The 12796-nt window shown below is 62.3% G+C and carries 15 protein-coding genes and 1 tRNA gene; 7 read left to right on the forward strand and 9 right to left on the reverse strand.

What is annotated here, in order from left to right:
- Positions 1 to 162 precede the first annotated feature (162 nt).
- The 4 genes from JV551A3_RS24300 to JV551A3_RS24315 all read left to right on the forward strand — a co-directional run bounded on the left by JV551A3_RS24300 (position 163) and on the right by JV551A3_RS24315 (position 1676).
- Complete coding sequence (locus JV551A3_RS24300) at positions 163 to 426, forward strand: hypothetical protein (RefSeq protein ID WP_133974750.1); 264 nt, start codon at positions 163 to 165, stop codon at positions 424 to 426.
- Between the two features lie 135 nt (positions 427 to 561).
- Positions 562 to 834, forward strand: a complete 273-nt coding sequence (locus tag JV551A3_RS24305) for a DUF3077 domain-containing protein (RefSeq protein WP_025340252.1) — start codon at positions 562 to 564, stop codon at positions 832 to 834.
- 189 nt (positions 835 to 1023) lie between these two features.
- Complete coding sequence (locus JV551A3_RS24310; protein ID WP_133974752.1) at positions 1024 to 1332, forward strand: type II toxin-antitoxin system RelE/ParE family toxin; 309 nt, start codon at positions 1024 to 1026, stop codon at positions 1330 to 1332.
- Positions 1329 to 1676: an addiction module antidote protein gene (locus JV551A3_RS24315; RefSeq protein WP_133974754.1), complete on the forward strand. Its 348-nt coding sequence runs from the start codon at positions 1329 to 1331 to the stop codon at positions 1674 to 1676. Before JV551A3_RS24310 ends, JV551A3_RS24315 begins: the two co-directional genes overlap by 4 nt.
- A 94-nt stretch (positions 1677 to 1770) precedes the next feature.
- Here the strand turns inward: JV551A3_RS24315 and JV551A3_RS24320 are convergent.
- From JV551A3_RS24320 to dapA, 5 genes are all read right to left on the reverse strand, one after another.
- Positions 1771 to 1860: transfer RNA gene (locus JV551A3_RS24320), tRNA-Ser, on the reverse strand.
- 91 nt (positions 1861 to 1951) lie between these two features.
- On the reverse strand, positions 1952 to 2662 hold the full coding sequence (purC, locus tag JV551A3_RS24325) for a phosphoribosylaminoimidazolesuccinocarboxamide synthase (protein ID WP_004375217.1): 711 nt from the start codon (positions 2660 to 2662) through the stop codon (positions 1952 to 1954).
- A 30-nt stretch (positions 2663 to 2692) separates the two neighbouring features.
- Positions 2693 to 3451 carry an MBL fold metallo-hydrolase gene (locus JV551A3_RS24330; protein WP_112254219.1) on the reverse strand — a complete coding sequence of 253 codons (759 nt, stop codon included), beginning with the start codon at positions 3449 to 3451 and terminating at the stop codon, positions 2693 to 2695.
- On the reverse strand, positions 3452 to 4573 hold the full coding sequence (bamC, locus tag JV551A3_RS24335) for an outer membrane protein assembly factor BamC (protein ID WP_133974756.1): 1122 nt from the start codon (positions 4571 to 4573) through the stop codon (positions 3452 to 3454).
- Between the two features lie 15 nt (positions 4574 to 4588).
- On the reverse strand, positions 4589 to 5476 hold the full coding sequence (gene dapA / locus JV551A3_RS24340; protein ID WP_133974758.1) for a 4-hydroxy-tetrahydrodipicolinate synthase: 888 nt from the start codon (positions 5474 to 5476) through the stop codon (positions 4589 to 4591).
- Between the two features lie 259 nt (positions 5477 to 5735).
- Here dapA and JV551A3_RS24345 point away from each other — a divergent pair, with 259 nt between their 5' ends.
- Both JV551A3_RS24345 and JV551A3_RS24350 read left to right on the forward strand, forming a co-directional pair.
- Entirely contained in the window at positions 5736 to 6296 is a 561-nt protein-coding gene (locus JV551A3_RS24345) for a glycine cleavage system transcriptional repressor (protein ID WP_003254741.1), read from the forward strand.
- Positions 6297 to 6307: 11 nt separating this feature from the next.
- On the forward strand, positions 6308 to 6781 hold the full coding sequence (locus JV551A3_RS24350; protein WP_013973794.1) for a peroxiredoxin: 474 nt from the start codon (positions 6308 to 6310) through the stop codon (positions 6779 to 6781).
- Positions 6782 to 6901: 120 nt separating this feature from the next.
- Here JV551A3_RS24350 and JV551A3_RS24355 read toward each other — a convergent pair whose 3' ends face one another.
- Together JV551A3_RS24355 and JV551A3_RS24360 are read right to left on the reverse strand one after the other, a co-directional pair.
- Positions 6902 to 7972 (reverse strand): AI-2E family transporter, encoded by a 1071-nt coding sequence (locus tag JV551A3_RS24355; protein ID WP_133979196.1) that lies wholly within the window; start codon positions 7970 to 7972, stop codon positions 6902 to 6904.
- Positions 7973 to 7991: 19 nt separating this feature from the next.
- Positions 7992 to 8231 (reverse strand): sulfurtransferase TusA family protein, encoded by a 240-nt coding sequence (locus JV551A3_RS24360; RefSeq protein ID WP_008097503.1) that lies wholly within the window; start codon positions 8229 to 8231, stop codon positions 7992 to 7994.
- 123 nt (positions 8232 to 8354) lie between these two features.
- On the opposite strand from JV551A3_RS24360, the gene JV551A3_RS24365 reads away from it, so the two are divergent.
- The gene (locus JV551A3_RS24365) at positions 8355 to 9791 is read left to right on the forward strand and encodes a M48 family metalloprotease (protein WP_025340255.1); all 1437 of its coding nucleotides are present in this window, start codon (positions 8355 to 8357) and stop codon (positions 9789 to 9791) included.
- 109 nt (positions 9792 to 9900) lie between these two features.
- On the opposite strand, the gene nadA is transcribed toward JV551A3_RS24365, so the two are convergent.
- Both nadA and JV551A3_RS24375 read right to left on the reverse strand, forming a co-directional pair.
- The gene (gene nadA / locus JV551A3_RS24370) at positions 9901 to 10959 is read right to left on the reverse strand and encodes a quinolinate synthase NadA (protein ID WP_112254224.1); all 1059 of its coding nucleotides are present in this window, start codon (positions 10957 to 10959) and stop codon (positions 9901 to 9903) included.
- A 278-nt stretch (positions 10960 to 11237) separates the two neighbouring features.
- Positions 11238 to 12746, reverse strand: coding sequence for a YdgA family protein (locus JV551A3_RS24375; protein WP_133974762.1), 1509 nt, complete (start codon positions 12744 to 12746; stop codon positions 11238 to 11240).
- Positions 12747 to 12796 lie beyond the last annotated feature (50 nt).

The raw sequence follows: 12796 nt of genomic DNA on the forward strand, positions 1-12796 counted from the left end.
CCGACAACTTCTCCGTGCACGTACACCCGTTATGGCGGCAGTACGTGGGGCACCTCGTGTGCGCCGAGTCTCCGGAGTCCTCGGTCTGTCAACCCGCGTACCGCTGCCACCCTCTTGTTTGACAGCAAGTCCGTAGCAGCTCGACTGACTCTAGAGCTAACTATGCGCAAGATGGTCCCCGATCCACCCCACTCCCTCGACTCCACCCAGGCTCTGCAAGACACACTGGTCCAGTCCTCCGAGTACGTACTCTGCGCCCTGTTCGTGGCCCGCCAGTCCGTGCAACTCAAACCCACGGCCCCAAGCTCGGTCGTGATGCAGGCCGTGATCCATGAAATGGAGGCAGTTCAGGGCCTGGTCGAGTCGGCATTGATGCAATTGCAGATGCAGGCCCATTTACCTGCTGAGCCGTACACCCTGCATTAGCAGGCCAGGCCTCTTCGCGGGTAAACCCGCTCCCACAGGTACGGTGCCGCATCGAAGGCAGTAGTAATCCTGTGGGAGCGGGTTCACCCGCGAAGAGGCCGGCCCAGACAATCAAGATTCCAGGGAGATAAAACAATGCCCACCGACGACACAAAACAACCCACCACAGTCGGCAAGACCTGCTTCTACCAAGGCGAAAACAACACCCACCCGCTGTTCCGCATCGAACCCGGCATCCCCTGCCAGGACGCCCGTGAACAGGCATCCGAACTGATGGGCTACGTCCGCGACCTGATCATCACCGGCCTGATGGACGGCGACCAGAAACTGATCTGGGCATCGCACTACCTGAGCGCGATGGCAAAGGCGCTGCTGGATGATGCCGAATTGGGGATGATGAAAAAATAAGGCAACGAGATAGCCTCTGGAGACATAACCATCCAGGGGCATCATTAGACGCCATGTAGTCCATTTCCCAAACCTAAGCCAAACCCTGCTCAGGCTATTGCTGTGCTCCACTCGTCCCCTTAGCCTCATCGCGGAGCACGCGGTCGCTCACTCATCGACAAGGAGTAGCCAGTAGGCTACATTGAAGGCATGCCGAATCAGCTTGACACGACGCCAGAATTTGACGATTGGCTGGATGACGTCAAAGACCCGATCGGCAGAGGTGCTATAACCTCAAGAATCGCCCGAGCAGAAAATGGCAGTTTCGGCGATATCGAATCGGTAGGCGACGGTGTCAGTGAAATGCGCGTGTTTGTCGGGCCCGGATATCGAATCTACTTCGTACGAACGGGCTCGACCCGCTACCTGATGCTGTATGGCAGCGATAAAACGGATCAACCCAGAGGCATCAAGCGAGCCAAGGAAATTCTTGATGCTGTACGAGGTAAACAACGATGAGCGACAAATTCACTTCCGAGGACATGCCAATCCTTGAGCTGGACTTGAGCAATACCAAACGGTTCGAGGCTTCCCGGTTTCTAGACAGCCCCGAAACCATCGCGGCTTTCCTGGCAGAAGCAATGAAGTCTAACGACGCTCAAATTCTGATGCATGCCTTGGGCGAAGTGGCAAAAGCCAAGGGAGTGAACCAGTTTGCGCAAGACGCGGGGGTTAATCGCGAATCCCTTTACAAGACTCTGAGGGGTGGCGATAAAACACGCTTCTCCACTATTCAGAAGCTGATGCTGGCCTTGGGGGTTGAGCTGACAGTGAGGCCACTCCAGAAGCTTCCAGCCTCTTAATAGATCGTCCACCAAACGGGTTGTCTGAACTACCCGTTGGCTCTAGAACGAAAAAGCCCCTGGAAACTTTCGTTTCCAGGGGCTTCATCTTGTATGGCGGAGAGATAGGGATTTGAACCCTAGGTACTGTTGCCAGTACAACGGATTTCGAATCCGTCCCGTTCGACCACTCCGGCATCTCTCCAATGCCGCGCATCATACCAGCGTTCTTTTGAAACGCAAATCTTTTTTTCAAAAAAATCGCGTGGTATCAGGCGCTTGCGTGAACGCACCGCTTACAGCGGCACGCCCAGGCGCTTGGCAACTTCTTCGTAGGCTTCGATCACGTCGCCCAGGCCCTGGCGGAAGCGGTCCTTGTCCATCTTCTTGCGGGTCTCTTTGTCCCACAGGCGGCAGCCGTCCGGGCTGAACTCGTCGCCCAGCACGATCTGGCCGTGGAATACGCCGAACTCCAGCTTGAAGTCGACCAGCAGCAGGCCGGCGTCATCGAACAGCTTGCTCAGCACTTCGTTGACCTTCAGCGACAGCTTTTTCATTTCGGCCAGCTGTTCGGCGGTGCCCCAGCCGAACGCGACAACGTGGGACTCATTGATGAAGGGGTCGCCCTTCTCGTCGTTCTTCAGGAACAGCTCGAAGGTGGACGGCTCCAGCTTGATGCCCTCCTCCACGCCCAGGCGCTTGACCAGGCTGCCGGCGGCGTAGTTGCGCACCACGCACTCGACCGGGATCATGTCCAGCTTCTTCACCAGGCACTCGTTGTCGCCCAGCAGCTTGTCGAACTGGGTCGGCACGCCGGCTTCTTCCAGTTTCTGCATGATGAAGGCGTTGAACTTGTTGTTCACCATGCCTTTGCGGTCGAGTTGTTCGATGCGCTTGCCGTCGAACGCCGAAGTGTCGTTACGGAACAGCAGGATCAAGCGGTCGGCGTCGTCGGTCTTGTAAACCGATTTGGCCTTGCCGCGGTAGAGTTCGTCGCGTTTTTCCATGATTGGGCTCCGCTTGCTTGAGGTGTTGGGCTAGGCGATTTCGCGCCAGTCGAGCCCGTGTTCCTGATTCGCCACCTGGAGCCAGTCCGGGTCGCACCCGAGGGTGTCGACGAAGCACTGGCGGGCCAAGTGTGGCAGGTTGTTCTTGCTGCTGAGGTGGGCCAGCACCAGGTGTTGCAGGTTGCTCCAGCCCAACTCGTGCACCAGGCGCGCGGCCTGGTGATTGTTCAAATGCCCTTGCATGCCGCCCACCCGCTGTTTCAGGAAGGCCGGGTAGTGACCGCGTGCCAGCAGGTCACGGCAATGGTTGGCCTCGATCAGCAGTGCATCCAGGCCCTGGTAACGCTCCAGCAGCAGCGCGTCGTACGAGCCCAGGTCGGTCAGCATGCCAAAGCGCCGCTGGCCATCGCTGACCACGTACTGCAGCGGCTCGTAGGCGTCGTGCTCGACCCGCGCCGCCGTCACTTCCAGGCTGCCGATACGCAGGCTGTCGCCACAAGCGAGAAAACCGGCCACCTCCACCGGCTTGCGCATGCCGCGCAAGGTCCCCTGGCTGAGGTAGACCGGTACATTGTAGCGCCGTGACAGCAAGCCGACCCCATGCACGTGGTCGGCATGTTCGTGGGTGACCAGTACCGCACTGAGCTGGGCAGCCGACACGCCGAGCAGCGCCAGGCGCCGCTCGGTCTCGCGCAGGGAAAAACCGCAATCGACCAGGATGAACGTGTCACCACGGGCGATCAGCGTGCCGTTTCCCTGGCTGCCGCTTCCGAGTACCGCGAAGCGCACTTAGCCCAGGTGGTCCTGAATGGCGCTCAGCACGCGGCGGGCGACATCGGCCGGGGCCACGGTGTTGATGTTCTTCTCGACGGTGACCTGCACGCTCTCGCCAACCTTGCTCAGGCGAACCTGATAACGCTCAGCACGGGCTTCACGCTCTTCCTTGGTCGGCTCGCTGCCGAACATGCGGCCAAAGAAACCAGGCTGGTTCTGCTTGTCTTCAGGCTTTTCGGACAGGTTGATGTAGTACAGGCCCAGGCTGCGGTTGATGTCCTCGACACGCCACTCGCCACCCTGCTCCAGGGCACGGCCCACGCTGGACCAGGCGCGGTCCAGGTCGGCGCCAAGGTACAGCACCGGGTTGCCGCTGCCGTCTTCGCTTAGGCTGACGCGGCTTGGCGCGTCGAAATCGCGCGCGGCCAGCAGCGACACCGAACCGCCCTTCTCGGCGCTGCGGTTCATGCTGGCAAGCATTTCGTCGACCAGCAGGGCATCGGCGCCGCTGTTGCTGGAGGTGGACGGGAAATCAGGCTCGGCAGTGCTGCCGGCCGGGCGCTCGACGCTGACCACATACACCTCGGAGGTGTTGCGCTGCACGCCAGGCTCCATGCGTACCCGCACGCGCACTTCGCTATCAGCGCTGCTGGCAGTGCTGGCCAGGCGCTGGCCGAGCGATGCCGACAGTTCGTCGAAACGCTGCCAGGTGGTGTTGAATTCGCCAGTCTGCGGGCGCTCTTCGGCGATGCGGAAGCCGTTGTCCTCGAAGAACTGGCGAGCCACCGGCCACACTTCGGCCGGCGAATGCTGGGCCAGCACCCAACGGCTGCTGCCGCTGCGCTGCAGGCTGTAGTCGGTAACCTGGGCGCCGCTACCGGTCAACGGTTGCGGGCGCGGCACCTCGTACTCACCGGTGGCGCTGTCGTCGGCGACGTTGCGCGGAATCGGCAGCAGCGGGTCAAGGCGCTTGACGTTGCTGGCGTCCGGCGGCAGCTGCATCGGCGCAGTCGGGCGCGCCTGCAGGTAATCGCTGCCGCGGTCGCGGAAATAGCCATCCTCGCCCCACAGCCAGCCACACCCACTGGTGCTGGAGATGATCAGGGCAAGGGCAGAAAGACCAGCCAGTCGCTTCATGCGGTGTACTTCCTCTTAAACCAGTACGCCGGACTGGCGCAAGGCAGTACGGACTTTTTCGTGGCAGCCTTCGCTCAGCCAGGTCAGCGGCAGGCGAATGCCCTTTTGCATCAGGCCCATTTCGACGAGCGCCCATTTCACCGGGATCGGGTTGGCTTCGCAGAACAGGTCTTTGTGCAGCGGCATGAGTTTTTCGTTGATTGCGCGGGCCTTCTCGGCATTGCCCTCAAGGGCGGCCTCGCACAGGTCGGCCATTTCGCGCGGGGCGACGTTGGCGGTGACGGAGATGTTGCCCTTGCCACCCATCAGGATCAGCTCGACGGCAGTCGGGTCGTCGCCGGACAGGACGATGAAGTCGCTGTCGACGCCGTCGAGGATGGCCTTGGCGCGTACCAGGTCGCCGGTGGCTTCCTTGATACCGATGATGTTGTCGACCTTCGACAGGCGGATCACGGTATCGGCCTGCATGTCGCAGGAGGTGCGGCCAGGTACGTTATAGAGGATCTGCGGGATGTCGACGGCTTCGGCAATGTGCTTGAAGTGCTGGTACAGGCCTTCTTGCGTCGGCTTGTTGTAGTACGGCACCACCAGCAGGCAGGCGTCGGCGCCGGCATTCTTGGCGTTCTGGGTCAGGTGCACGGCTTCGGCAGTAGAGTTGGCACCGGTGCCGGCGATGACCGGGATCGGCTTGTTGCTGCGCTTGACGCGCTCGACCACGTGCTTGATGACCAGGATGTGTTCTTCGACATCCAGCGTGGCCGACTCACCGGTGGTGCCGACAGCGACGATCGCATGGGTGCCGTTTTCCAGATGGAAGTCTACAAGTTTGTCGAGGCTGCCCCAGTCCACACGCCCTTGTGCATCCATGGGTGTGACCAATGCCACCATACTGCCCGCAATCATGTAACTGCTCCTGCCGGAAAAAGAGAGCGGTAATGGTACTGGGGGCATCGGCCTTGCACAAGCGAAGCAGGCAGGCGGAGCATTCCCCTCGGCGGCTTATTTCGCTACCCTTGATGCTTTGATCGGTGCAGCGCGGCCCGCCGGGCCGTCGACCTTGCTCCCCGCCAGCGTCCACGACCTCGCATGCGAGCCCCGGGCCCTGCCGACAGGAGGCTTTCGCCCGTCCTGTGCCGACCGCTCATCGCTTTAGGAATGCTGCATGTCCACCCCCACCGTCCGCGAACAATTCCTTGTCATCAGCGCCCTGGGCCCCAACCCCATGGAGCTGGCCAACGTCCTCAGCCGCGCTGCCTTCGAAAACCGCTGCGCGGTGGTCACCTCGCGCCTGAGCCGCCACGGCGAGACCAGCGCCCTGGTACTGCAGGTAGGCGGCAGCTGGGACGCCCTGGCGCGCCTTGAATCCACCCTGCCGGGCCTGGGCAAGAAGCACGGCCTGACCCTGGACGTGGTGCGCAGTGCCGACCAGGAAGTGCGCCCGCAGGCCCTGCCTTATGTGGCCTACGTGAGCGCCGCCTACCGCCCGGACATCATCAACGAGCTGTGCCAGTTCTTCCTCGACCACCGCGTCGAGCTGGAAGCCATGACCTGCGATACCTACCTGGCACCGCAGACCGGCAGCAGCATGCTCAATGCCCAGTTCACCGTGATTCTGCCGGCCGGCACCCAGATCAGCTGGCTGCGTGACCAGTTCCTGGACTTTGCCGATGCCCTGAACCTCGATGCGCTGATCGAGCCATGGCGTCCACAGAACCCAATGTAAGGAAACCGACCATGGCTGTAGCACTCGACCAACCCGTTGCCGACTTCCAGGCCCAGGCCACCAGCGGGCAAACCGTCAGCCTGGCCGAGCTCAAGGGCCGGCAAGTGGTGGTGTACTTCTACCCGAAGGACAGCACCCCGGGCTGCACCACCGAGGGCCAGGGCTTCCGCGACCAGCATGATGCCTTTGCCGCGGCCAACACCGTGGTGTTCGGCGTGTCGCGCGATGGCATCAAGTCGCACGAGAACTTCAAGGCCAAGCAAGGTTTCCCGTTCGAGCTGATCAGCGACAAGGACGAAGCCCTGTGCCAGCTGTTCGACGTGATCAAGCTGAAGAAGCTGTATGGCAAGGAATACATGGGCGTTGACCGCAGCACCTTCCTGATCGACAAGGACGGTGTGCTGCGCCAGGAATGGCGTGGGGTGAAGGTGCCGGGGCATGTGGATGCCGTATTGGCTGCTGCTCAGGCCCTGAACAAGGCTTGATATTGATTGGGGCTGCTTTGCAGCCCATTCGCAGCACAAGGCTGCTCCTACAAGGGTTTGAGCGATCCCGGTAGGAGCAGCCTTGTGCTGCGAATGGGCCGCAAAGCGGCCCCAGTTACATCAAAGCATCGGCGAGACGCTAGGCTCCTGCCGCGGCCAGGCATCCAACACCGCCTTGATCAGCGTCGCCAGCGGGATCGCAAAGAAGATCCCCCAGAACCCCCACAACCCGCCAAACAGCAGCACCGCGCAGATGATCGCCACCGGGTGCAGGCTCACCGCCTCGGAGAACAGCAACGGCACCAGCACGTTGCCGTCCAGCGCCTGGATGATCGCGTACACCGTCATCAGGTAGATGAACTGGTCACCCCAGCCCCACTGGAACAACGCGATCAACGTCACCGGCACGGTCACTACCACCGCGCCCACGTAAGGCACCACCACCGACAGCCCTACCAGCAGCGCCAGCAGCGCGGCGTAGTTGAGCCCCAGGCTGATGAAGGCGATGTAGGTGGCAATGCCGCAGATCAGGATCTCGATGCCCTTGCCGCGGATGTAATTGGCGATCTGCCGGTTCATCTCGCTGCCCACCCGGTTCAGCAGGGTGCGCTGGCGTGGCAGGTAACCGCTGACCCAACGGCCAATCAGTTCGCGGTCCTTGAGAAAGAAGAACACCAGGATTGGCACCAGCACCAGGTAGATCATGGCGTTGACCAGCAGCGGCAGGCTCGATAACGAGAAGGTCAGCGCCCACTGACCGAACTTGCCGATTTCCCCGCGCACCGACTCGATGGCATGCAGCACCTGCTCGTCCGACACCAGGTGCGGATAGCGCTCGGGCAACAGCAACAGCAGCGACTGCCATTTGCCGAGCATGCCCGGCAGTTCATTGAACAGGGTGATCAACTGGTGCCACAGCAGCGGCACCAGTACCAGCATGAATACCGCCAGCGCGCCCATGAACAGGGCGAACACCAGCAGCACCGCCAACCGGGTCGGCACCCGTACACGCTCCAGGGCGTTGACCAGCCCCTGCATCAGAAACGCCAGCACCATACCCGCCAGCACCGGCGCAAGCATGCCACCCAGGGTGAGTACCGCAGTAAAAGCCAGGAACAACAGGACCGCCAGCACCACCGCTTCCTCATCGGAGAAGTAGCGCTGCATCCAGTCGCGAAGCACTTTGAACATTGACGATCCTTGGAAAGGCTCAGGCCTTGCGCAGCCAGTAAGTGTAGGTGCCGGCCTCGGCCGTTTCCCGCAGCAGGGTATGACCTGCCAGCTGGGCGAAAGTGCGGAAGTCGCGCTGGGAACCAGCGTCGGTGGCGATTACCTTGAGCACCGCGCCGCTGGCCAGGCGGTTGAGCTCCATTTTTGCCTTCAGCAGCGGCAAAGGGCAATTCAGCCCGCTGGCGTCCAGTTCGGCGTCACAGGTCAGGGTGTCACTCATTGCGGGGCTCTCCAAAAGGCATTGCCAGGCTGTAACTGGATTTGGCCGGCTAGGATAGCGCCACTGGTCGCCAACGTGTGAGCCCGCTACAGTAGGTATCTTTGACCGACGCGAGCTTCATGCATGAATCTACTGCGCCCTACCCTGCTGACGCTGGCCTGCCTGTTGGCCCTCCCAGGCCATGCTGACGACCTGCCATCCCTGGGTGATGCCAGTTCCGCGATCGTCTCGCCGCAACAGGAGCACCAGCTCGGCCGTGCCTGGCTGAGCCTGCTGCGTGGCCAGGTCAACCAGCTCAACGACCCGCAGCTCAAGGACTACGTCGAAACCAGCGTGTACCGCCTGGCCGAAACCAGCCAACTGCAGGACCGCCGCCTGGAATTCATCCTCATCGACAGCCGTGAGCTCAACGCCTTTGCCGCCCCGGGCGGTATCGTCGGGGTCAACGGCGGGCTGTTCCTCAACGCCCAGACCGAAGGCGAGTACGCCTCGGTACTGGCCCACGAACTGGCGCACTTGTCGCAGCGCCACTTCGCCCGTGGCGTCGAGGCCCAGCAGCGCATGCAGTTGCCGATGATGGCGGCGTTGCTGGCGGGCATCGTGCTGGCCGCCGGTGGCGGCGGTGATGCCGGTATCGGTGTGATCGCCGGTACCCAGGCGGCGGCAATCCAGGAACAGCGGCGTTTCTCGCGGCAGAACGAACAGGAAGCCGACCGCATCGGCATCCAGAACCTGGAAAAGGCCGGCTACGATCCGCGCAACATGCCGACCATGTTCGAGCGCCTGGCCCGGCAGTATCGCTACGACGCCAAGCCGCCGGAATTCCTGCTGACCCACCCGGTAACCGAGTCGCGTATCGCCGACACCCGCAACCGTGCCGAGCAGGCGCCCAAGGGCGGCGTGGAGGACAGCATGCGCTACCAGCTGATCCGCGCCCGGGTGGCACTGACCTACGAAGGCACCCCGGGGCTGGCGGCCAAGCGCTTCCGCGCCCAGCTGGACGAAGACCCCAAGCTGGACGCCGCACGCTACGGCCTGGCACTGGCGCAGATCAAGGGCGGCCAACTGAACGAGGCACGTGAACTGCTCAAGCCGCTGCTGGCCAAGGCGCCCAACGACATTACCTACAACCTGGCGCAGATCGACCTGGACATCACCAACAACCGCCTGGCCGACGCGCAGCAGCGCGCCGAACGCATGCAGGGGTTGTACCCGGGCAACTACCCGCTGAAGCAGGTGCGTGCCGATCTGCTGGTGAAGCTGAACAAGCCCGCCGAGGCGGAAAAGGTGCTGAACGAACTGGTGAAGAGCCGGCCGGATGACCCGGACGTTTGGTACGACATGGCCGAAGTACGGGGCCTTTCGGGCAATACCATTGGCTTGCACCGGGCGCGGGCCGAGTACTTCACCCTGGTGGGCGATTTCGACCAGGCGATCCAGCAGCTGGATTACGCCAAGCGCCGGTCGGGTGGCAACTTCCCGCTGGCAGCACAGATTGACCAGCGCCAGCGCGAGATCATGGAGCAGCAGCGCATGGTTCAGGAAATGATGGGGCGTTGAGGGCCTCTTCGCGGGTGAACCCGCTCCCACAGATACTGCACCGCCCTTACAAGCGGCGCAGTACCTGTGGGAGCGGGTTTACCCGCGAAGAAAGCGACGCGGTCTGAAGTCAGGCGTTCCCGGACAGCTTCAGGCGCGCCGCCTGGGTAAAGTCCAGCATCCGGTTCAACGGTTTGATCGCCTTGGGCACCAACGCCGGGTCGACAAAAATCTCGTTCGTGCCGTTACGCAGGCAATCCAGCACACGCTCCAGGGTGTTCATCGCCATCCACGGGCAGTGCGCGCAGCTGCGGCATGCCGCGCCGTTACCGGCGGTGGGGGCTTCGACGAACTCCTTGTCCGGGCACAGCTGCTGCATCTTGTAGAAGATGCCGCGGTCGGTGGCGACGATGAAGGTCTTGTTCGGCAAGGTCTGGGCAGCCTTGATCAGCTGGCTGGTGGAGCCCACCGCATCGGCCAGCTCGATCACCGCTTCCGGCGACTCGGGGTGCACCAGAATCGCCGCATCCGGGTACAGCGCCTTCATGTCGGCCAGCTGGCGCGACTTGAACTCTTCGTGAACGATGCAGGCACCGTCCCACAGCAGCATGTCGGCACCGGTCTGCTTCTGGATATAACGCCCCAGATGCTGGTCCGGGCCCCAGATGATGGTTTCGCCGTTGTCCATCAGGCTCTCGACGATTTCCAGCGCGCAGCTCGAGGTCACCACCCAGTCGGCACGGGCCTTCACGGCAGCGGAAGTGTTGGCGTAGACCACCACGGTACGCTCGGGATGCTGGTCGCAGAACGCCGAGAACTCGTCCACCGGGCAGCCCAGGTCGAGCGAGCAGGTGGCTTCCAGGGTCGGCATCAGCACGCGCTTTTCCGGGGTGAGAATTTTTGCGGTCTCGCCCATGAAGCGCACACCGGCAACGATCACGGTTTCGGCCGGGTGGTTCTTGCCGAAGCGGGCCATTTCCAGCGAGTCGGACACGCAGCCGCCGGTCTCCTCGGCAAGCGCCTGGATGACCGGGTCGCAGTAATAGTGGGCGACCAGCACGGCGTTCTGGGCCTTGAGCTCGGCAGCGATGGCCGCACGGTATTCGGCCTCCTGCTCGGCTGTCAGCGGGTTGGGCTGCTTGGCGTCGAGGTGGGCCTGAACCAACAGGCGTTCGGAAATCTGGGTCATGATCGCTGGACCTGCAGGCGCGTGCGCGCGTCGAATCGAGTGTATCACCCGGCCCTGACAGATCGGCTAAGGGTGCCGGACGGCACGAAGGCCGCCACGGCCCTCTGCGGGCGCGGATTATTATCGGAGGCCGAAGGCTACAGACAATCCAGCGATTTCTAAAGCGGTTTTTGTGTTGCTTGTGCTGGCCCTTTCGCGGGTAAACCCGCTCCCACAGGAATTGTGCAGACCCTGTGGGAGCGGGCGCGCCCGCGAAGAGGCCGGGACAGGAGAAACGATCAGCCCTGCGGCGAAAGGGCCGCCAGGTGCGCCGCCATGAGCATGGCGAACTCTTCCACGGTCATCTTCTTGCCATTGAAGTCGACCATGCCATCGGCATAGTGCAGGCTGCTTACCACATCATTGCCCTGCACGGTGGCCATGCCGCTCTGCAGCGCCATCATGCCGACCATTTCCCCGGCCTGGCTCGATTGCATGGCAATGGCCTGGGCGTCGGTCTGGCCATCCAGCAGTGCCTGCAAGGTTGCCAGGTCACCAATCATCGGCTTGGACAACGACAGCTTGCTCTTCACCTCGGTGATCAATTGCTTGCTCAACTGGTCTGGCGGCAGGTCGAAGCTGGCCGGGGCGGCGAAGCCCATCGACAGGTCAAAGCGGCTTTCGCCATTGGCAGTCCTGAACGAAAGGTTTTCCACCGCCACCCGGGGCTTGGCAGCCAGCAGTTTCTGCAGCTCGCCCTGGAACCTGGCCTTCTCCTCATCGTTCATCTGGATTTCCGGCACCGGCTGGCCAGCGGCAGCTGCGGCCTCGAATTCCGGCAGGTGCGCCTGATACCAGCTCGACAGCGCCTGTAGCGCTGGCGCGTTGACCGAAGTGATGCTCACCGCCATCTGCGCCTTGCCCACGGCACGGCCATCCCAGGTGATATCCCCGACCTTGTACTCCACGCGACCACCCACGGTATCCGGGCCGTCAAGGGTTTGCAGGGCGTTCTGCTCCAGCGCCTTGATTACCAGCACCTGTTGTTTGGGCCCAAGGGTGACCTTGGTTTCGGCCAGTGCCAGATCGACGTTACCCACATAGATGGCCTCATGCGCGGTGGCCGCCAACTGGCCGCCGACTTTCAGGCCGTTGAGCTCGAAGGTGGCTGGCGGCTGGTCATCGCGTACCAGTTTCATCACGAACCGGTCGGCCTGGCCGTGGAAGTTCGAGGCCTTGCCTTCCTGGTCACCACTGACTTGCAGTTGCATCCCCGAGAAGTCGAGGCTGTTGCCATCCGCTTCGTCGAGCTTGACCGGTGCCAGCTGAACCTGGCTGACCACTTTGCCGTCGTAGCCCAGGCTGGTCTGAGCGCTGACCGGGGCCTGCTCGCCCGCTGCGGCGAACCACGGTGCGGTGGTGTCGTCCTTCTGCAGTGTGCTGTTGCTGACTGCTAGCACCGGCATCAGCTTCAATGCCTTTACCCGTGACCAGGGAAACGGGCCGTGCTCGATCTGGTCGGTCACGCCCACATCGAAATTCATCACTTCGCCTTCGCCCAGGTTGATATCGCGGGCCTTGAGCCGGTACTGGGCGGTACTGCTGAAGAAGTGCTGCTCCAGCGACACCCGTTCGATGCTCATGCTGCCACCGGTGCTCACCAGGGCTTTCTTGAGTTCCGCGTTGCTGCGGACCAGGGCGTTGTCCAGCTCTGCTGGCAGCTGCTTGCCGGTGTACCAGGCGCCAGCGGTGGTTGCGACGGCGATGGCGATAGCCAGGCCGGAAAGGATGCCAACTGATTTCTTCATGAATAGAACCGATTGCTGTCCATAAGGGCTTCGTAGGCGGCCAAGGGCCA

Origin of the sequence: Pseudomonas inefficax (genome assembly GCF_900277125.1) — a bacterium.
In the GTDB taxonomy this organism is placed as follows: Bacteria; Pseudomonadota; Gammaproteobacteria; order Pseudomonadales; family Pseudomonadaceae; genus Aquipseudomonas; species Aquipseudomonas inefficax.